The sequence below is a fragment of the Bradyrhizobium sp. CCBAU 45384 genome (assembly GCF_028128665.1).
In the GTDB taxonomy this organism is placed as follows: Bacteria; Pseudomonadota; Alphaproteobacteria; order Rhizobiales; family Xanthobacteraceae; genus Bradyrhizobium; species Bradyrhizobium manausense.
In genome coordinates this window covers 429,985-449,892 of record NZ_LBIZ01000120.1, presented here as the reverse complement: position 1 = coordinate 449,892, position 19,908 = coordinate 429,985, and the positions used below count along the sequence as shown (strand labels likewise).

General features: G+C 64.3%; 19 protein-coding genes. 9 read left to right on the top strand and 10 right to left on the bottom strand.

Features of this window, described 5'->3' with window-relative positions:
* The first annotated feature begins 51 nt into the window (after window positions 1-51).
* Together XH80_RS41920 and XH80_RS41915 are read left to right on the top strand one after the other, a co-directional pair.
* Window positions 52-747 carry a DUF1013 domain-containing protein gene (locus tag XH80_RS41920; protein WP_057759654.1) on the top strand — a complete coding sequence of 232 codons (696 nt, stop codon included), beginning with the start codon at window positions 52-54 and terminating at the stop codon, window positions 745-747.
* Between the two features lie 135 nt (window positions 748-882).
* Window positions 883-1,068, top strand: a complete 186-nt coding sequence (locus XH80_RS41915; RefSeq protein WP_083514886.1) for a hypothetical protein — start codon at window positions 883-885, stop codon at window positions 1,066-1,068.
* A 56-nt stretch (window positions 1,069-1,124) separates the two neighbouring features.
* Here XH80_RS41915 and XH80_RS41910 read toward each other — a convergent pair whose 3' ends face one another.
* From XH80_RS41910 to XH80_RS41890, 5 genes are all read right to left on the bottom strand, one after another.
* Complete coding sequence (locus XH80_RS41910; RefSeq protein ID WP_271603685.1) at window positions 1,125-1,871, bottom strand: OmpW/AlkL family protein; 747 nt, start codon at window positions 1,869-1,871, stop codon at window positions 1,125-1,127.
* 181 nt (window positions 1,872-2,052) lie between these two features.
* The gene (locus tag XH80_RS41905) at window positions 2,053-2,322 is read right to left on the bottom strand and encodes a hypothetical protein (RefSeq protein ID WP_057759663.1); all 270 of its coding nucleotides are present in this window, start codon (window positions 2,320-2,322) and stop codon (window positions 2,053-2,055) included.
* A 259-nt stretch (window positions 2,323-2,581) separates the two neighbouring features.
* Window positions 2,582-4,492: a propionyl-CoA synthetase gene (locus tag XH80_RS41900; RefSeq protein ID WP_271603684.1), complete on the bottom strand. Its 1,911-nt coding sequence runs from the start codon at window positions 4,490-4,492 to the stop codon at window positions 2,582-2,584.
* A gap of 135 nt (window positions 4,493-4,627) precedes the next feature.
* Window positions 4,628-6,010: a tetratricopeptide repeat protein gene (locus tag XH80_RS41895; protein ID WP_271603683.1), complete on the bottom strand. Its 1,383-nt coding sequence runs from the start codon at window positions 6,008-6,010 to the stop codon at window positions 4,628-4,630.
* A 134-nt stretch (window positions 6,011-6,144) separates the two neighbouring features.
* Window positions 6,145-6,909, bottom strand: coding sequence for a tetratricopeptide repeat protein (locus XH80_RS41890; RefSeq protein WP_271603682.1), 765 nt, complete (start codon window positions 6,907-6,909; stop codon window positions 6,145-6,147).
* 70 nt (window positions 6,910-6,979) lie between these two features.
* Between XH80_RS41890 and XH80_RS41885 the strand changes: the two genes are divergently transcribed.
* A complete protein-coding gene (locus XH80_RS41885) occupies window positions 6,980-8,557 on the top strand; it encodes a cation:proton antiporter (protein WP_271603681.1) in 1,578 nt (525 codons plus the stop codon).
* Window positions 8,558-8,659: 102 nt separating this feature from the next.
* Entirely contained in the window at window positions 8,660-9,430 is a 771-nt protein-coding gene (locus XH80_RS41880) for a hypothetical protein (protein WP_271603680.1), read from the top strand.
* A 190-nt stretch (window positions 9,431-9,620) separates the two neighbouring features.
* Here the strand turns inward: XH80_RS41880 and XH80_RS41875 are convergent, their stop codons facing one another.
* Window positions 9,621-10,427: an SDR family NAD(P)-dependent oxidoreductase gene (locus XH80_RS41875; RefSeq protein WP_271603679.1), complete on the bottom strand. Its 807-nt coding sequence runs from the start codon at window positions 10,425-10,427 to the stop codon at window positions 9,621-9,623.
* Window positions 10,428-10,475: 48 nt separating this feature from the next.
* Window positions 10,476-10,955 (bottom strand): hypothetical protein, encoded by a 480-nt coding sequence (locus XH80_RS41870; protein ID WP_271603678.1) that lies wholly within the window; start codon window positions 10,953-10,955, stop codon window positions 10,476-10,478.
* A 193-nt stretch (window positions 10,956-11,148) separates the two neighbouring features.
* Between XH80_RS41870 and XH80_RS41865 the strand changes: the two genes are divergently transcribed.
* Window positions 11,149-11,451, top strand: coding sequence for a hypothetical protein (locus XH80_RS41865; protein WP_271603961.1), 303 nt, complete (start codon window positions 11,149-11,151; stop codon window positions 11,449-11,451).
* A gap of 143 nt (window positions 11,452-11,594) precedes the next feature.
* Here XH80_RS41865 and XH80_RS41860 read toward each other — a convergent pair whose 3' ends face one another.
* Both XH80_RS41860 and XH80_RS41855 read right to left on the bottom strand, forming a co-directional pair.
* Window positions 11,595-12,809 carry a hypothetical protein gene (locus XH80_RS41860; protein WP_271603677.1) on the bottom strand — a complete coding sequence of 405 codons (1,215 nt, stop codon included), beginning with the start codon at window positions 12,807-12,809 and terminating at the stop codon, window positions 11,595-11,597.
* 55 nt (window positions 12,810-12,864) lie between these two features.
* Window positions 12,865-13,491, bottom strand: a complete 627-nt coding sequence (locus XH80_RS41855; RefSeq protein ID WP_271603676.1) for an NUDIX hydrolase — start codon at window positions 13,489-13,491, stop codon at window positions 12,865-12,867.
* A 72-nt stretch (window positions 13,492-13,563) separates the two neighbouring features.
* Here XH80_RS41855 and XH80_RS41850 point away from each other — a divergent pair, with 72 nt between their 5' ends.
* From XH80_RS41850 to XH80_RS41835, 4 genes are all read left to right on the top strand, one after another.
* Window positions 13,564-13,989, top strand: coding sequence for a PaaI family thioesterase (locus XH80_RS41850; protein WP_271603675.1), 426 nt, complete (start codon window positions 13,564-13,566; stop codon window positions 13,987-13,989).
* 305 nt (window positions 13,990-14,294) lie between these two features.
* Window positions 14,295-15,305: an aldo/keto reductase gene (locus XH80_RS41845; RefSeq protein ID WP_271603674.1), complete on the top strand. Its 1,011-nt coding sequence runs from the start codon at window positions 14,295-14,297 to the stop codon at window positions 15,303-15,305.
* A 368-nt stretch (window positions 15,306-15,673) separates the two neighbouring features.
* A complete protein-coding gene (locus XH80_RS41840) occupies window positions 15,674-16,252 on the top strand; it encodes a hypothetical protein (RefSeq protein ID WP_057759954.1) in 579 nt (192 codons plus the stop codon).
* A 139-nt stretch (window positions 16,253-16,391) separates the two neighbouring features.
* Complete coding sequence (locus XH80_RS41835; protein ID WP_271603673.1) at window positions 16,392-18,245, top strand: sensor histidine kinase; 1,854 nt, start codon at window positions 16,392-16,394, stop codon at window positions 18,243-18,245.
* A 5-nt stretch (window positions 18,246-18,250) separates the two neighbouring features.
* On the opposite strand, the gene XH80_RS41830 is transcribed toward XH80_RS41835, so the two are convergent.
* Window positions 18,251-19,849: an oleate hydratase gene (locus XH80_RS41830; RefSeq protein WP_271603672.1), complete on the bottom strand. Its 1,599-nt coding sequence runs from the start codon at window positions 19,847-19,849 to the stop codon at window positions 18,251-18,253.
* Between the last annotated feature and the right edge of the window lie 59 nt (window positions 19,850-19,908).

Here is a 19,908-nt window from a genome sequence, read left to right as displayed (position 1 = left end):
CCACCGGTTTCGCCTCCTGAGGGGGTGGGCGAAGCACAAAGGAGATTTGCCATGAGCAACGCACCTCTGATGCCCAAGGCGACCGCCGTCTGGCTGCTCGACAACACCGCGCTGACCTTCGACCAGGTCGCCGATTTCACCAAGATGCATCCCCTCGAGGTGCGCGCGATCGCCGACGGCGACGCCGCCCAGGGCATCAAGGGCATGGACCCGATTTCCAACGGCCAGCTGACCCGCGAGGAAATCGAGAAGGGCGAGAAGAACCAGGACTACCGGCTCCGTCTCCAGGAGAGCAAGGTCGTGCTGCCACCCCAGCCCAAGCGCAAGGGCCCGCGCTACACCCCGGTATCGCGCCGTCACGAACGTCCCAGCGCCATCCTCTGGCTGCTGCGCAGCCATCCCGAGCTCAAGGACGCTCAGATCATGCGCCTGGTCGGCACCACCAAGAGCACGATCGCCAGCGTCCGCGACCGCACCCACTGGAACACCTCGCAGCTGACCCCGATTGACCCGGTGACCCTCGGCCTTTGCTCGCAGATCGAGCTCGATTTCGAAGTGGCGCGCGCCGCCAAGGAAAAGCCTGTTGACGCCAACTACGGCGGCGCCACCCTGCTGCCGGCGTCCGAGACCACCAAGAAGGACGAGTACGAGTCGTCGGAGAAGTCCAGCGACGACCTCAACGTCGACGCCGTGTTCGCCAAGCTCAAGACCCTCGGCGGCAAGAAGCACGAGGAAGAGGAGGAGTAGGCTCCCTCCCTCGCATCCGGTTCGAACGCGGCGGAGCGATCCGCCGCGTTTTATTTTGCGCAACCGAACCCTCGCAGGCTCGCGCAGGGAACGTTGCGGCTGACCTCGCATTGTGTTCAACGCGGAGGATCAGCAATGCGGGATGACGAAGACCATTTTGCGCTGATGCTGGGGCGCGCTGCTCTGGCTGTGTGGGGCGATATGCCCCGCGATGTCCAGGAAGCCCTTTTCGAAATTGCCGTCAAAGACCGCCCGGAGGATCGCGACGCATTGGCGAAGCTCTTGCACGAGCGGCATCCGCGAACCATGCATGCGAGATAGCCGCGCGCCCCTCGCCGCGGCGAACGACGACAAGGTCGCAGCGCCGCGAAACGTCATCAGAACTTGTAGGTAACGCCGCCTCCGACCAGCCATGGGTCGATATGTGCGGTGCCCGTCACGGGCAGGCCGCTGACGGTCGCCGAATAATCTGGACGCAGCCAGAGCTTCTTCACGTCGACGTTGAGGCCCCAGTGCCGGTCGAGCATGTAGTCGAAACCGAACTGCACGGCGCCGCCCCATTGGTTGCTGACATGCAGCGCAGTCGTGGTGGCGACGATGGCGGGCGGACCGACGATGGCGGCGGGGATGTTGGCGGCCGAGTTGTTGAAGAACACCGTATAGTTCACACCGGCGCCGATATAGGGCTTGAACGCACCGAAATTGTCGAAGTGATATTGCAGCGTCAGCGTCGGCGGCAGCAGCGTGGTCTTGCCGATCGGCAGGTTGGCGAGCGAACCGGTGCCGCTGATGGAATGCCTGGTGACGCCGAGGATGAGCTCGGCCGCGATGTTCTTCGTGAAGAAGTAGCTGATGTCGAGCTCGGGCACAGCCTGGTTGCTGATCGACAGACCGGAATTCGGCGACGACAGCGTCGGGACGCCCGCGACATTGACGGTCGAGCCGCCGGCATCCGGCAGGACGCCGAGCACGCGCAGGCGTATCATCCAGGGATTGAAACTCTCTGCCGGCGGCGGGGCCTTCGTGTAGACGGGCAAGTCGGCCGCCTGCGCGACCTCAACAGCCGCCGCGAAGGCGGCGCCAAGCGCCGCCAGCCGCGCCAAGTTTCTTATCGTTCTCTGCATTTCAATCCCCTTCAACCATAAGCGCGCTTCGTTGCGCGACATCAGGGTCAGAGCAGAAAGGCGCTGGGGAAGGATTTGATGTCGATCAAATCAGGACAGGCGCGACACGATTTGGCCGTGGCGTTGCAGATGAGTCACGTCAAGGCCAGCCGTCGCGCGCAGGATAGTACCGCAGCCGATGTCAGGGCCGCTCCGGATGGTTCAGCATGTATTCGCCAAGATCGCGCTGGCGGCGGTCGGAGCGGGCGAGCGCCGCATTGCGCTGGACGTCGCGATCCTTGCGGCAGGCCACATATTCCGGCGAGCCGACCGCGAGGCCGCGGCCCTGGCACACCGCATCGTCGTCGTCGCCACCCATCGCGGTCGGCGTCTGGTAACGCCCCGCACAGGCGGAGAGAGCGAGGGCGAAGCCCACGGCAACGAGCAGCCGCGGCGCGGTGGCGAGTGACATAGCAGGTCCCCTGTTGGCCGGCCCTGTTTAGCGCGGAATGAGGAGATTGTAAGGTCCCTCGACGCCGCTCCACACGCACTGTCATTCCCCGCGAGCCGGCTACGCCAAGGCTTCGCCGAGGTTCGGTTTCTGGCGCGCCGACGCTTTTGCGCAGGCGGCAGGCGGGGAATCCAGTTCGCCGCGGCTTTCTCGGTTCAAGCACCCCGTCTCTGGAATACGGGATCACCCGCCGTCGCGGGTGATGACGACGGAGAAAATCTCACACCCTCCCCTTCAGCGCCTCGCCAATCTCGTCCAGCACCTTCGGATCCTCGATCGTGGCCGGCATGGTCCAGGCCTCGCCGTCGGCGATCTTCTTGATGGTGCCGCGCAGGATCTTGCCCGAGCGCGTCTTGGGCAGGCGGCCGACGGTGATGGCCAGTTTGAAGGCGGCGACGGGGCCAAGCTTGTCGCGCACCAGCGCGATGATCTCCTTTTCGATCTCACCAGGAGAGCGTTTCACGCCGGCCTTCAGCACCAGGAAGCCGCAGGGCACCTCGCCCTTGATCGCATCCTTGACGCCGAGCACGGCACATTCGGCGACATCCGGGTGCGAAGCCAGGATCTCTTCCATGCCGCCGGTGGAGAGGCGGTGGCCGGCGACATTGATGATGTCGTCGGTGCGCCCCATGACGAAGACGTAGCCGTCCTCGTCCTTGTAACCGGCGTCCGAGGTCTTGTAGTAGCCGGGAAATTCGCTGAGATACGCCTCCTTGAAGCGTTCATCCTGATTCCACAGCGTCGGCAAACAGCCCGGCGGCATCGGCAGTTTGATCACGATCGAGCCCATGCTGTTCGCCGGCACGGGCTTTGCGGCTTCATCCACTACGTCGACCTGATACCCCGGCATCGGCACCGTCGGCGAGCCATGCTTCACCGGCAATTGGCCGAGGCCGACCGGATTGCCGGCAATGCACCAGCCGGTCTCGGTCTGCCACCAATGGTCGATCACAGGCACCTTCAGTTGCTGCTCCGCCCATTCCACCGTCGGCGGATCGGCGCGCTCGCCGGCGAGGAACAGCGTGCGGAATTTCGACAGGTCATATCGCCGGATGAATTTTCCGTCCGGGTCCTCTTTGCGGATCGCGCGGAAGGCGGTTGGCGCGGTGAACAGCGCGACCGCCTTGTGCTCGGAGATCACGCGCCAGAACGCGCCGGCATCCGGCGTGCCGACCGGCTTGCCCTCATACATGACCGAGGTCGCGCCATGCAGCAGCGGGCCGTAGACGATGTAACTGTGGCCGACCACCCAGCCGATATCGGAGCCGCACCACCAGACCTCGCCCGGCTTGACGCCATAGAGGTTGAACATCGACCACTTCACCGCGACAAGATGACCGCCATTGTCGCGCACGACGCCTTTGGGGATGCCTGTCGTGCCCGAGGTGTAGAGGATGTAGAGCGGATCTGTCGCAGCGACCGGCACGCAAGGCGCCTTCTTGCCCTCGTTCATCGCCTTGCGGCGCAGGCTCGCCCAATCATAGTCGCGCTTCGGCGTGAGGTCGCACGTCAGCTGCGGACGCTGCAGCACGATGCAGGCCTTTGGCTTGGCGGACGCCAGCTTGATCGCCTCGTCCAGCAGCGGCTTGTACTGCACGATGCGGCCGGGCTCGATGCCGCAGCTCGCCGAGAGAATGAGCTTTGGCTGTGCGTCGTCGATGCGGGTCGCGAGTTCCTTGGCGGCAAAGCCGCCGAACACCACAGAGTGCACCGCGCCGATGCGCGCGCAGGCGAGCATCGCGACCACGGCCTCCGGCACCATCGGCATATAGAGGATGATGCGGTCGCCCTTGGCGACGCCAAAATCCTGCATGATCGCGGCGAGCACCTGCGCCTCAGTCAGCAGCTCGGCATAGGTGAATTTGGTGACCGAGCCGGTCAGCGGCGAATCGTGGATCAGTGCGACCTGGTCGGCGCGGCCGCGTTCGACGTGGCGGTCGAGCGCGTTGTAGCAGGTATTGACGACGCCGCCGGCGAACCAGCGGCCGTAGACGCCCTGCGTAGGGTCGAAGATCTTTTTCGGCGGCTCGATCCAGTCGATCTCCTTGGCCGCCTCAGCCCAAAAGCCTTCGGGATCGGACAGCGAGCGCGCATGGACCTCGTGATACCTGCTCTTTCCCTGGACATTCATTCCCGGCGCTCCCGTTCCCTTTGATGGCCTTGCCTTGACCTGACGGCGGAACGTCAGTTCCGCCATGACAGGGATCAAAAGCCGACCTTGTTTGAGGGGTATTTTCCCGGGAACGGGCCGCGGTTCAAGCTGAAACTACCCTTCCATCGCATTCAACCGTTGCAACCGGTCCTGCATGACCTTCTTCAGATCGTAGCCAGGGCGGCGGAAGCTGGCGTCGCGGGTGGCGAGGAAATCGTGCTGGGACTTGCGCAAGCCGGCGGCTTGACGCCGGCTCATCGATTTCAGCACGCGCTCATAGGCCTCGGCGAGCTGGCGGTCGAGCGCGCCCAATTGCGGATCGGCGCAGATCACCTTCTCCACCTCGCGCTTGGCTGAGGCGCAATCGAATGATGGGCCGCTGCCTGAATTCGCGGCCAGCGGGTGAGGCGCCTCGGCGCCGAACCTGGCGATCTCCGCCATCATGGTGCGGCGGCCGTCTGCGGCATTGGCGTTGCCGGGGTCGAGCCGCAGCGCGGTCTCGTAATCGGCCAGCGCCTTCTTGCGCTCGCCCATCTTCGAATAGAGCACCGCGCGGTTGTTGTAGGTCTTCGCGAAGTCAGGATCAAGCTTCAGCGCGGCCTCGTAGTCGCTGAGCGCCGCACCGAACTCGCCCTTGTACTGATAGGAATCGCCGCGGTTGGTGAAGAAGTTCGCCCGCGGCGCCAGCCGCAGCGCCTGGTCGTAATCGGCGATCGCCTTGTCGTAGTCTTTCATCGCAGCGTAGGTTAGCCCGCGATTGTCGTAATACTCAGGCACTTTCGGATCGAGCCTGATCGCCTCGCTGTCGTCGGCGACCGACTTGTCGAGCTGGCCGAGCTTCTTGTAGGCGGCACCGCGATTGGTATAGCTGCGCGCCCGGTTGGGATCGAGCCGCAGGGCCTCGCTGAGATCGGCAACCGCCTTCTCGTTGTCGCCATTGAGGTAGTAAGTCGCGCCGCGGTCGGACCAGGCCTGCGCATCATCCGGCTTCAGCTTGATGGCCTGGTCGTAATCGGCGATCGCGCGATCGTAACGGTGCTGGTTGGTGTAGGCGACGCCGCGCTGCTCGTAGGCTTCGGCATCTTTCGGATCGAGCTCGATCGCCTTGCTGAGATCGGACGTGGCACGGTTGAGATCGCCGCCCGCTTCGCGCAACAGGTTGCCGCGCAGCCGCCAGGCCCGCGCGTTCTTGCCGTCGAGCGCGATGGCGCGGTCGATGTCCCGCAGCGCCTGCGTGAGGCCGCCGGATATCCGCGCATTGGCATCGGCCCGCACCAGCAGCGCCGCGACGCGGTCGGAATTCGGATTCGAGGTCTGGTCGATGATGGCGCCGCACGCGGAGATGATGTCCGCTGGAGCGGCCTTGCTGTCCATCACGCAATCGGCGGCCGATGCCGGGGCGGCGAGGACAAGGCTGAGCGCGGCGCTGAGGAGGAAAGTGCGCAGCCGGCTATGTGTGCTCGAGGACATTTGCGCGGAAGAACGCGTGCCGCACATGGCGTAAAGCTCCGTGACATCAGGTTTTCCCGTTGTCGCGGCGGGGGGAGTGTGGGTTCAAAAATAAGGCAGATCGCGAGGGGCGAACGATGCCTGCGCCACCTCTCCCCGCACGCGGGGAGGGGAGGAGGGCCTCAATACCCGTCCACCCCATTCAGCCTTTGCAGCCGTTCCTGCATCGCCTTCTTCAGATCATATCCCGGGCGGCCGAATCCGGCATTCCGACGAGCAATAAAGTCATCCTGCTCGCGCTGGAATTTCTTGGCCTCACCTGGATCGCGCGCCTCGCGCAGCACGCGCGCATGGGCGGCATAGACCTCGCGATCGAGATCCGCGAGCTCGCGATTGGCGCAGATCGCCTTCTCGACCGGGCGACGCGCGCCGGCGCAGTTGAAGCTCGGCTTGCCGGCCACTGCCATCTGGGCACCGATCCGCTCGAGCTCGCGCGCGATGGCCTTGTGATTGGCCCTGGCCTTTTCGTGGTTCGGATCGATCCGAAGCGCGGCGCCGAAGTCCTGCACCGCCTTGGGCTTGTCGCCCTTCTTCAGCCACAGCTCGCCACGCGCGTTGAAGACGTCGGCGAGCGTCGGATCGAGCAGCAGAACACGGCTGTCGTCGGCGACGGCGCGGTCGATCTGGTCATGCCGGGCATAAAGCGCGCCGCGCGCGATCAGCGCCTTGACCAGATCGGGCTTTGCCGTCTTGTCGTTGTCGATGACGGCGGCGCAGGCCGGGCCTGCCTTGTCCATGTCATCGGCAGCGGCAGCGGTGAGGCATGCCGCGACGTCGATCGGCGCGACGGCTGCCGGCTCGCCGCCGGTCGCGGCCCGGGCCGCACCTGGCGAGACCGCTGCAAGCACGACGGCTGCCGACATGTGAATGAGTTTGTGAAAACGCATGCTCGTTGCAGTTGGAAGGTCTTGCCTTGAGGCCGCACTATCCATCATACGGCCGGATTGGTGCTAGCTTGTGGCGCCGCTCACATCGGTTTCGGGGATCGTCGTGTCGACATTCGAATGGATCATCGCGCTTCTGCTCGGCGCCGTTGCCTTATCGGCGCTGGCGCGGCGGATCAAGGTCCCCTACCCGACCTTTCTCGCCATCGGCGGCGCGTTGATCGCCTTCGTGCCGAACAGCCCGTCCTGGTCTCTCGATCCAGGCCTCGCATTGGCCCTTTTTGTCGCACCAGTGCTGCTGGATGCGGCCTACGATACGTCGCTGCGCGACCTGCGCAAGAATTGGGTTCCGGTCTCGACCCTTGTCGTGGTCGCGGTCGGCCTGACGACGGCTGGCGTGGCCTATGTCGCGCACCGGCTGTTCCCCAACATGCCCTGGGCCGCCGCCGTGGCGCTCGGCGCCATCGTCGCGCCGCCGGATGCCGCGGCTGCCGTCGCGATCCTGAGCCAGGTGAAGCTGCCCTATCGCATGATCAAGGTGCTCGAGGGCGAGAGCCTGCTCAACGACGCGAGCGCGCTCTTGATCTATCGCATCGCTGTCGGCGCTGTCGTCATGGAGCACCTGAAATGGAGCGAGGTCGCGCCGACGATCGCGCTCGGACTGGTCGGCAGCGTGCTGGCCGGCCTTGTCGCGGGGCGCGTCATCCCGCCCATCATGGAGCGGGTGCGAGAGGTGCCGAGCGCGATCATCGTGCAGTTCGCGACAACCTTCCTGATCTGGATCGGTGCCGAGCATCTCGGCCTCTCCGGCATCCTGACCATCGTGGTCTATGCCATCACCCTCGCGCAGTCGGCGCCTGCGCGCGTCCCGGCGCGGTTGCGGGTGCCCTCCTATGCGGTGTGGGAAACGACGGTGTTCGTCCTCAACGTGCTCGCCTTCATGCTGATTGGCATGCAGATGCGGCCGATCTGGACCAAGCTGGATGCGGACGTGCGCTGGGAATATTGCGCGGCCGCGGGCTGGATTCTGCTCACGGTCATCCTGGTGCGGCTGCTCTGGGTGACGTTCTACCGTACCACGTTGCGTCTGTTGATCGCGCACGGGATCTATCGCCCCAAGGATCCGAACCAGGTCGCTTCGCCCGAGGGCGGTCTCATCATTTCCTGGTGCGGCATGCGGGGCCTCGTCACGCTCGCGACCGCCTTCGCGCTGCCGGAGACCTTCCCTTATCGCGACTTCATCGTCTTCATCGCCTTCGCGGTGGTGCTGGGCTCGCTGGTGATCCAGGGCCTGACGCTGCGACCGCTGATCCTGGCCTTCGGCCTCAGGGATGACGATCCCGTCGCCATCGAGGTCGCGCGCGCCCGCGCCATCGCCTATCGTGCCGCACTCGATGCGATCGAGGACGATCCGTCGGAAGAGGCTGAAATCCTCAGGCTCGAATACCGCGCCATCCTGATGCAGGCGGACGACGATCCGCACGGCGGCATCCCCAACGGCGAGCTGCCGGCCGATCCCCTGCGCCGCCGCGCCATCGAGGCCGCGCGCAAGTCAATCTTCGATCTCCGTGCCACCGAGGTGATCGGGGACGACGCGTTTCACCGGCTCGAGGAGGAGCTCGATCGGGCGGAATTGAGCGCGGGGGGATGAATTGCTCTCGCTGCAACTCTGGTGTCGTCCCGGACAAGCGCGCGCAGATCCGGGACGACATTGGAATTTGAACCAAACTCCGCGTCCCCAGACTCATTCCTGATGACAACCCTGATCGACGACCGTCGTGTACGCGCGCGAGATGCGTCGCCTGCACGATATTTTTATCTCCACATGGCGCTGGCCTGTGCGGCCACCGCCTTTCTCGGCTTTGCACCGACCTATTTTGTGCCGCTCGCCTACCGGACGTTTTCCGCAAGCCCGGTGATTCATTTTCACGGACTGTTGTTCTTCACCTGGTCCCTCTATTTCGTGATGCAGACCTGGCTCGCGGCCTCCGGCCGCGTGGTCAATCATCGTTCGCTCGGCATCGTCGGCGTCTCGCTCGCAACCGCGATGACGATCTTCGGCTTCCTCGCCTCCGTGCATGTGATGAGGCAGTCCGCCGCGCTTGGTCAAACCGAGGCCGGCATCAGCTTCTCGATCGTCCCGATGACCGGGATCGCGTTCTTTGCCGTGGTGTTCGTGCTCGCCATCATGAACACGCGCAGGCCGGAGATTCACAAGCGCCTGATGCTGCTCGCGGCAGTCTCGATCCTCGATGCCGCGATCGCCCGCTGGTTCATCACCTTCCTCGCGCCTCCCGGACCGCCCGGCCCTCCGCCGGTGCCAGTGACGATCGCGCCGGCTGTGATCGCCTCGCTTCTCCTCGTCGTCGCCATGGTGCGCGACTGGCGCGCAGAGGGGCGCGTTCATCCGGTCTACATCACCGGCACGCTCGCGCTGCTGGCGCTGAAGGTTCTGAACTGGCCGATCAGCGATAGCGGTGCGTGGCACGCGTTTGCCGGCGGGATCCTGGCGCTGGCGCAGTAGGCCTAGCGAAAACGCCAATGCCGATCCGTCACCCCGGCGCAACGGCGAGGCCGTTGTCGCCGGAGGGTGGCCGCTTCTTCAGCGGCCCTCGAAGGGCGACGGCCCGGCTGCATCGTGGCCGTTCATCCTTGAGGCTCCCGGCGCGATGCTTTGCATCGCGCCACTCGCACCTCAGGATGACAGAGCTAGGCTAAGCCCCGGCCTTGCACGTGATCCCGCCGTCGACCACGAGCTCTATCCCCGTCACATATTTCGACTCGTCCGACGCCAGAAACAATGCGGCATTGGCGACGTCGAAGGCGTCACCCATGTGGCCCATCGGCACCTGGGCATCGCGGGCGCGCCACATCGCTTCGACGTCGCCCTTGGCGTAGCTGTTGGCGAGACCGGCCGAATGCTCCACCATCGGCGTCTTCATCAGGCCGGGCAGGATCGCGTTCACCCGCACATGATGTTTCGCGAACTCGATCGCGGTGGTGCGCGTCATCTGGTTCATCGCCGCTTTCGACGTGCCGTAGGTGACGTAGGAGATGCCCATGTGGCGGATCGAGGCGATCGAGGAGATGTTGATGATCGAGCCGCCGCCCTGCTTCACCATGACAGGAATGACATGCTTCATGGCGAAATAAGCGCTCTTGAGATTGACGCTGAAGACGCGGTCCCAGCTTTCTTCGGTGACCTCGACCACGCTGCCCATCTCGGCAATGCCGACATTGTTGTCGAGCACGTCGACGCGGCCATAGGCCTTCAGGCATGCGGCAACCATCGCCTCGATCTCGGCAGGCCGCGAGACGTCGGCCGTGAACGCGGTCGCCTTGCCGCCTTCGCCGGTGATGATATTGGCAGTCTCCTCGGCGGCCGCGCCGTTGCGATCGACGCAAAACACCTGCGCACCCTCACGCGCAAAGGTCACCGCGGTGGCCTTGCCGTTGCCCCAGCCCGGCCCGATCGAGCCGGCGCCCACCACCATCGCAACCTTGCCCTTGAGCCGGTCCATCGCGCGTTCTCCCGTGGTTGTTGTTCTTGTAGCGTCACTGGCAAGCCGTCACTGGAACGTCATGTCCAGGCACTTGGAGATGTCGGAGCCGAGGCCCGAGGAGATGGTGATGCAGCCGCGGATCTTCTGCGCCGTCATGTCGGCGGCCCAGATCGAATAGCCGCCGGGACCGAAGAACGAGTTGGTGTTCGGCGGCTCGGTCTCGGTCGCGTCGAAATCGTAGTGGCCGTCGGACTCGAAGATGCGCGGCCTCTTGGTGCAGCCGCCGTCGGTCTGGACGTTGATGACCTCCTTGTTGTCGCGGGTCAGCGCCAGCGAGACCTGGCAGCGGAAATATTCCGAGGTCCTGGTGTTGAAGAGATAGGTGTAGGACTTGCAGGTCGCGGTGTTGAGCTTGCCCGGGGCAAGGCCACGGCTGCACGAAATCCGCTGGTTGTGGCTGAGCTGGTAGTCATCGGCCCGTGCCGCCGGCGCCAGCGCCGTCAGTGACATCAAGGCAATCCAGCAAACTTTTACGACGTGACCCATTCGAATCATCCCCACCAATATCTTTGTCGTGTTGCGTTCTAGACTGAAAGCGGAACATAGTCGCGAGGGGACGAACGGAAAATCACAAACTGCTGGTCTAGACGTGATGCGCTGCGGCGTCTTCGCAGATTGACCCAGAGACATCGTTCGTGATTTGTTCAAAAGGGCACCCCGACAATGGGGAGGATGGATGATGGCATTTTCAATCAAGACATTTGCAATCGCAGCCGTGCTGGGCGCGTTCGCCGCGCCCGCACTCGCGCAAAACGCGGCGACGCCGTGGGAGCTCAAGCCGGACACCGGCTATGCTTATGACAAGGACGGCAAGACGTTTTCCTACAAGATGGGCACCAGCAATGCCGGCGAGCTGCTGAAGGGCGCCAAGAAAGTGCCGAGGGGCACGCTGTTCTTCATCGGCCAGAACGGCCAGCTCTACATGCGCAGCGGCCAATATCTGGAAGGCGACGGCAGGTTCAAGTTCGGGCCGGACCAGTAGGTCTAACTTTGTAGGGTGGGTTAGCCGAAGGCGTAACCCACCACTGGCTCTATCAGCTGAGACAGAAGAGGTGGGTTACGCCGAGCAGATGCGCTTCGCGCATCTGCTCGGCTAACCCCACCCTACGGCAGCTCGCCACCGTCCTAAAACGCCGCCGCCAATTCCCTTGCGCCGGGCTTGCTGCTGTTCGAGTCCATCCGGTCATCCGTCACCGCGAGCAGCTTCGCCACCGTGTTGTGGCGGATCGCGACGGGATTGCGCTCGTAGCCGCTGCGCTGGAAGAAGTTCGAGGTCGGCACCTGCTCGCGCATCGCCTGCGGCATCGTCACCATGTCGAGGCCGGTGCCGTCGCCGGTGAGGTTCATCATCTCGAGCTCGGCAGCCGTCAGCGGACGGGTGTAGCCCTTGGCGCGGGCGAACAGCACCGAGGTCAAGAGCTTGTGGGTTTGCAGCATCGGCCCGACGTCGATGTCCAGCACCATCGCATGCATGGCCCAGCCCTGCGCGGTGTCGCCGATCTTCTCGTGCTCGGACCAGGTATCCGGCACCGACTTCGCATGCGCCACCATCTTCTTCAGAACGGCGAGCTTGTGCTCGAGCGCCTGGCGGGCCGGTCCGGAGGTGCGCGCCACCTTGTCGGCGAGCGCGCGGACGAACTCGTGGCCCTGCTCGGCCAGGAGCTCGACGCTGTTGGTGGTGAGCAGCTGGTTGTAGCCCATCGCGGTCGAGATCGCGCGCTTGCCGCCATTCTCGATCCCCGCCTGCACGTCGTAATTGCCGGTGCCGCCGGTCTCGAAGGAATAGACCCGCACCGCCTGCTCCCGCGTCAGCCCCGAGGCGAGTGCGTAGCGCGCATAGGCGCGCTTGAACTCGACCTCGCTCGTCGGCCGCTGCGGCGTGAATTGATAAAGATCCTGCGCGGCGCGCAGAAGATCGGAGGCCACCGGCAACGGCTTGCGGGGCGGTCGCTCCGGCGTTTCCTCCGGCTCCGGGTTCACCGGCCGCTTCGGCCCGGTATAGACTGGCGGCTGTTCCAGCACGTAATCGTCGAGCGTGATCTGCTGCCCGCTTCGCCGCTTGGCATTGCGGCCCTTGCGCTTCTCCGAGACCTGGCTCCAATAGGCAGCGGCCTCCTGGTCAAAGGCGCCCCTGATAGCCTGATATTCGGCGAGCTTGCGGCGATATTCGAGCACGGCCGGCGAGGCGCCGCCTTGCGCGAAAAACTGCGAGAGCAGCTGGGCGTTGGCATTGCTGACGGCAGGCGGCAGCGCGCCGAACTCCCCGCCACGCGCGGCGGGGACGAGCAGGACGAGCGCCAGTGGAACCAGCGCCAGATATGTTCGAATCGAATGATGCATGCTGCCCTCTTAGCAGGCATCCGGTAACCGTCACGTTAACACGCCGTTTACCATCTCACTTCCAGGCAAAAACCGGCTGTTCCAGGTCGGTAACGCGGGTCTGCCGCCCCGCCAGCACTTCGCGGAACTGGTAGATCAGCGCCGCGGTCGGCGCGTGGATCAGGCTCATCTGGTGATGGAAGCGAATCACGCGCCCGCTGCTTTCGGGAATCGCCGTGAAGTCGAAGGCATCGTCGCGCTCGATCGTGTCGAGCGCGATGCGATGGACGGAGGCGACCTCGTCCGGGTTCGGGGTCATCGCAGCGCTGTTCGCGGCCCAGACCACAACCGGCGTGATCAGATAGCCGGAGCGCGTCGGGTAATCGTCGAGCAGGCCGAGCACGGCATCGGCTGGAAGCTTGAGCGCGAGCTCCTCGTGGAGCTCGCGCAGCGCCGCCTCGACCGGCGTCTCGCCGGTATCGCAGCGACCACCCGGCAGCGCCCATTGACCGCGGTGCGAGCGCAAACTCGATGCACGCCTCGTCAGTAGAAACGCCGTGTCGTCGCCGTCGTTGGATGCCGTCAGCGCCAGCACCACCGCGGCGCGCTTCAGCGCCGACGGTTCAGTCGCATCGGGCAGCCGCGCAAATGAAGCGCAGGCGGCTTCGATATTCCGTCTGGTGGCATCGTCGAAAGTTCTCATGATGCTTGACTACACCAGGACCGCATCTGATGAAACGAGGAGAGATCAAGCGTTGCGAGGATGGATGAAGCGATGACCAGCAAGGCCGCAGCAAAGCTCAAATCAGACGGCTGGACCATCCTGGAAACCACGGGCTTCATGCACCTCGTCGGCCCCTTGTGGGAGCGCAAGGTCGACGGCCGATACGAATTCGCGCTCGCCACCGAAGACAAGCATCACAACCGTCGCGGCATGGTCCAGGGCGGCGTGATGATGACCTTCGCCGACCGCACCTGCGGCATGACCGCCCGCTACGTCTCCGGCAAGGAGTACATGGCGACGGTTCAGCTCGACACCCATTTCGTCGAGGCCGGCCAGATCGGCGACATCCTGATCTCCCGCCCCCGCGTGGTGCGCTCGACGCGCAGCCTGATCTTCATGAGCACCGAGGTCACGGTCGACGGCCGCTGCATCGTGATGGCCAATGGCGTGTTCAAGATCTTGAAGGGGCCGGCGTAGGCCGCGATCAGGGCCAGCGCTGCAATCGGCGCCCTCCGCTGTCGTCGCCCGGCTTGACCGGGCGACCCAGTACGCCGCGGCGGCTCGACTCTGTTTCGACTGCCTCTGGAATACTGGATCGCCCGATCAAGTCGGGCGATGACACCTGATGTGTGGCATGGGTGTGCTCATCTCGTCATTGCGAGCGCAGCGAAGCAAATCCAGCATCCCTCCGCGGACGCATCTCTGGATTGCTTCGCTACGCTCGCAATGACGAGCGCGGCTGGCTATGGTGCCTGACGACAGGACCGTTGAGGAAACAGCCCATGCAGTACCGCCAGCTCGGCCGCTCTGGCCTGAAGGTTTCGCCGATTTGCCTCGGCACCATGATGTTCGGTGGGCCGACGGATGAGGCGACCTCGACGCGCATCATCGCCAAGGCGCATGACTCCGGCATCAACTTCATCGACACGGCGGACGCCTATTCGAAAGGCGGCTCGGAGCAGGTCGTAGGACGCGCGATCGGCAGCAACCGTCACGATTGGGTGCTCGCGACGAAGCTCGCCAACCCCATGGGGGACGATCCCAATCGCGCCGGGCTGTCGCGCCGCTGGGTGTTGCAGGCGGCCGAGGAGAGCTTGACGCGGCTCGGCACCGACCACATCGACATCTACTATCTGCACAAGGAAGACCATGCGACGCCGCTGGAGGAGACGGTGCGCGCGATGGGCGATCTGATCCGCGCAGGCAAGATCCGCTATTTCGGCGTTTCCAACTACCGCGCCTGGCGCGTTGCCGAGATCTGCAACATCTGCGACCGGCTCGGCATCGACCGTCCCGTAGTCAGCCAGCCCTATTACAACGCGATGAACCGCATGCCCGAGGTCGAGCATTTTCCGGCCTGCGCTTATTATGGCCTCGGCATCGTGCCCTATAGCCCGCTGGCGCGCGGCGTGCTCACCGGCAAGTACAAGCCCGACGCTGCCCCCGAGAAGGACACGCGCGCCGGCCGCAACGATGCCCGCATGATGCAGACCGAGTGGCGCCCGGAGTCCCTGCAGCTTGCGCAGGAGATCAAGGCGCACGCCGAGAAGAAGGGCATCACTGCGGGCCAGTTCGCAGTGGCCTGGGTGCTGAACTCCGCCTTCGTCTCGTCGATCATCGCGGGGCCGCGCACTGAAGAGCAGTGGGACGGCTATATCGGCGCGCTCGACTATCGCTTCACTGCCGAGGACGAGGCGCTGATCGACCGGCTGGTGGTGCCGGGCCATCCCTCGACACCGGGCTACAACGACCCCGCCTATCCAATCGAGGGACGTCGCGCGCGGACGGCGTGAACTTGCGGAGGCAGCCCGGAGGTCGAGCCCGAGACGAAGCGGCCGGATGCCGCCACGCTGGCGCTGCCGCGGGGGCGGGATTTTCGACGAGCTGGCCGAGACTTACCCGGCTTTTGCGCTGACCATGATGCAGGCCACCTGACGCCTCTCCCCTCCCTGCCACGAAAAAAACATCGGCCTGACGACAAGTGTCCGCCAGAACGGTTGGAGCGATCGGGGGCGAAACGCCGATGGGTGGCGCGGTGGTATTCCAGACGGGCTTTGTCGATCGGCTGGCCGAGCAAACGGGATCGCAACCAATTTGCGATTCGATGGTTAGTGGGCGGAACTCTCGCCCGTCCGTGGCCCCCTGGCACATGAGCCTGACGATGCGCCTGCCCCGACCGGTTCTGGCTGCAATCCTCGTCTCTCTCGCAAGCCCTTGTTTTGCCGAGCCTTCCACCGCGATCGCGGTGAACAATCCGCCGGCCCAGCAGAATTCTCTTGTCGACATGCTGGCGCTGATGTCGGGCCACTGCAAGACGCTGAAGGTCGACGGGCGTCCCTTTGCCTGCAAGACCGTGGCCTTCGCCCATGACGACAAGGGCCGGGTTAATTTCGCCGTTGCCGTCGACGACCCCAGCGACGAGAACCACGTCGTGTCGTTCTCCGGCGAGAACGGCAAGCGCGCCGACGACAACTCCTACGAGCTGCCGGTAGATCGCATGCTGCTCAATTCCAAGAACCGGCCGAAGGTCGACGGCCTGCCGGTGCCGGCCGCGCAGGCCTCGATCGGCACCTGCCGCCAGACCGGCAATTTCGCGGCCAGGAAGGTGAACGACGTCACCTGCTCGGCGACCGACAGCGAAGGCCGGACATATGAACTGCTGTTCGTCTCCGACGGTAAGCCGGTGAGTGTGCGACGCATCAGGAAGTCGTCGCATTCGATCCAGGATCCGTTCAAGTAACGACCCCTCCTCGCGCCGCCTGTTCATCGGGGCGCGACGCGCATGCTTCCGTTGAAACTCCGCTTCAGCTGGTTATGCTCTTTCGCGCGTCCTCAAGAGGAGGCCGATTGCAAATCGAGGCGGGGCCGAACGTCCAGCAATGCGTATCATCACCGGGCTCGCGCGTATCCTGATCGTCCTTCTGTCCGCCTGCCTGTCGTGTGAATGCGCCGCCGACGGCCCGCGACAGCGCGCCATCCTGGTGCTGGAAGAGGCCGATTTCCGCTCGCCGTTCTATTCCGAAATCTTTGACGGCATCCGTGCCGTCGCAAAACAGAACGGCAATATCGACACGGTGATCTACGGCGAAAGCCTCGATCTCCCACGCTTCCCGGGATCGGACTACGAAGACAGTCTCGTCGATCACCTCAAGACCAAATATGCGCGCCGGCCGATCGACGTCATCGTGTCGATCGGCGTCGCATCAGCCAAGTTTCTTCAGAGGCGGAAGCAGGACATCTGGCCGGCCGCGCCCGTCGTGTACGGCCTCGTGCCTGATCTGCCCGAGGTTCGCGCGGTGTTCCTGCCCAACACCACCGCCATTTTTTCAAGAGTGCGGCCGATTGATATCCTGACCGCAGCGCGCGCCGTCGTTCCGGATTTGACCCGTGTGGTCCTTGTCGGCGGCGCCTGGACCAATCCGCTGGTCTATAGACGCTGGAAGCAGGATTTCGCGGCGGCGATGCCCGGTCTCGAGGTCACCGATCTCTCAGGCACGGTGCTGCGCGATGTGCTCAAGCAGGTCGCCAACCTGCCTGACGGCTCCGCGATCCTGACCTCGGCAATGTATTCCGACGGCGAGGGCACTTATTATTCCCCGATCGCCGCGCTCACGCGCGTTGCCGAAAGCACGAACCGCCCGGTCATCATCACATCCGATACGCTGCTCGGAAAGGCGGGCGTGGGAGGTTTCGTCCTGCTGCCCGACATCATCGGACGGGAGGCCGGCGATGTCGCGATGCGAATTCTCGGTGGCGAGGCACCGTCGAGCATCCCGCCCTTCAACGGAAACAACGTCAAGCCCATCTTCGACTGGCGACAGCTCAAACGCTGGAACGTCGACGAAGCCAATCTGCCTGAAGGCAGCGAGGTGCGTTTCCGTGTGCCGAGCTTCTGGGAGCAGTATTACTGGCACACCATGATCGTCGCGGGCGTGGTGCTGACGCAGGCGCTGATGATCACCATTCTGCTGCGCGAGCGTCACTTGCGCTCCTTTGCGGAAGTCGAGGCACGTCAGCGCATGTCGGAGCTCGCCCACATGAATCGCCGTGCCACCGCCGGCGAGATGTCGGCCTCGATTGCACACGAGCTGAGCCAGCCGCTGGCCGCGATCCTGCTCAATGCCGAGACGGCCAGGCAGGTGCTCAAGAGCCCGGCGCCTGACCTTGGCGAAGTCAGCGACATGCTGGAGCATATTCGCCGTGACGATCAACGGGCGAGCGACGTCATCGCCCGGCTGCGGACGTTTCTGAAGCGGGACCCGACCGAACGGCGCGAGATCGACCTCAACGCAACCGTCGAGGAGGTATTTCGCTTCCTCTCGGTGCAGGCGCTGACCAAGGATGTCGGACTCAGCACGGAGCCATCGTCCGCCAGCATCCGCGTCGAGGCCGACCGGGTCCAGCTCCAGCAGGTCATCCTGAACCTGGTCATGAACGGCATGGATGCGGTGGCGCATCTTCCAGCGGACCGGCGCCGCGTCGTCGGCCGGACCGGCCTCGCCAAGGGCAATCATGCCATCGTCTCCATCGCCGATACGGGCGAGGGCATTCTTGCCGAAAAGCTGACCGAGATCTTCAAGCCGTTCTTCACGACCAAGGCGCAAGGCATGGGGATCGGCCTGTCGATCGCGCGCACCATCGTCGAGGCGCATGGCGGCCGCATCTGGGCCGAGAATGCGCCGTCGGGCGGCGCGGTCTTTCACATCAGCCTGCCGCTGGTCGCGTCGGGATAGTCCGCTCAGGCGAACGCCTTCTCCAGCGTCGCGAAGATCACGGCGAGCGACTTGTCGTGGCGGGTCACGGCGGGGACCCGCCGGTCGATCTTCATCAGTTGATAGACCGCCATCTGCGCTGCGCGCACGGAATATTCGACGGTGAAGACGACGTCGTCGGGAATCTCGACGAACTGGCTGACGAAAGCCAGGTTCACCGAATTTTTCGGCACTGGCAGCGGCCGGTCGGTCAGATGCCGCGGCATGAACATGCTGGTGATGTAGGGCATGCGGCAGGGAATGCAGATCGCGTCGTCGAATACGGCGCGGTCGAAATTCAGATGACCGCAGAGCTCTCTCAGGATGTCGGCGCCTCCGCAACCCGACATCGGCTTGGCGACGAAATTACCGATGCGATCTGGATGCAGCGCGTAACCCCAGAACACCTGGACGTTGTCAGGCTGGCCGGCGAAATGCGGTTGGTGATAGAGCACAACCGACATCAGCCAGTTGGAATCCTTGAATGTCACCAGCCCGCCGGTGCCGGCCCTGTTGCCGGAGAAGGCTTCCATCTGGTCGAAAAAGCGCGGGTCGCGGCATGTGCCGGTGAAGGACAGCCAATAGGATTCGGGGATCGAGGTGTTGAACACCGCCGGATTGCCGAATTCGGGACGCCCCTTGGCAATCGTCTCCCAGAGCGCCCAGCCCTGGCTGTCGTCCTTGGTCAGGGAAGGCGCAGGCTCGGTCATGGTGCCCAGGCTCGAGGCATCCGTCATCGAGCCGTTCTGGAAGAACACGAGATCGCTGTCCTCGAGACGGACATTGCCGGTGCGGCCGTCGCGGTCCAGCACGAGCTGGCTTACCCGCAGCTTCTCGCCCGCTTGCTCGAAGGTCATGTCGGTGACGCGCGTCCCTCGCACGAATTGCACGCCCTGCCGCTTCAGCCAATCCTCGAGCGGCCGCACGATCGCGTCATACTGATTGTAGACCGTACGCTTGACGCCGCCGAGCGTCTCGATGCGCGGGAATTCGTTCATGAAGCGGTGCAGATAGCGCTTCAGCTCGACCGCACTGTGCCAGGGCTGGAAGGCAAAGGTGGTCTGCCACATGTACCAGAAATTCGATTCGAAGAATCCCGGCGACAGCCAGTCGGTGATACGACTGTTCCCGAGCGTCTCTTCCGACGCCTCTGTGAGCCGCAACAGCTCGAGCCGGTCGCGGGCGGTGAAGCCCATATGCGAGACGTCGATCTTGAAGCGGTTCCGGTCGACCAGGCGTGCACGCGAATGCGCCGGGTTCTCCTCGTTGAACGCCACGGTTTCGTCGCGCACGCTGTGGCCCGGACGTTCGAGCGAGGGAATGTCCGACAGCAGGTCCCAGGTGCATTCGTAATGGTCGGTGGTGAGCATGCGACCGCCACGCAGCGAATAGGCGCCGTTCGGGAGTAGCGCACCGTCGAGACTGCCGCCGAGCAGCGGCTGCGCCTCATAGATCATGATGTCGCGCCCCGACACTTTCGCGTCGCGAATCAGGAACGCCGCGCCTGCGAGCGATCCGACGCCACCGCCGATGAAATACGCCTTCATGCCTTGCCTCGATTGCAGCCCGATTGATCGGCGCGACATTGCATCTGATAGCGACGCGGAAAGTTGCGCTGGATCAAGTGCCGCGGATGGTGCGTTTC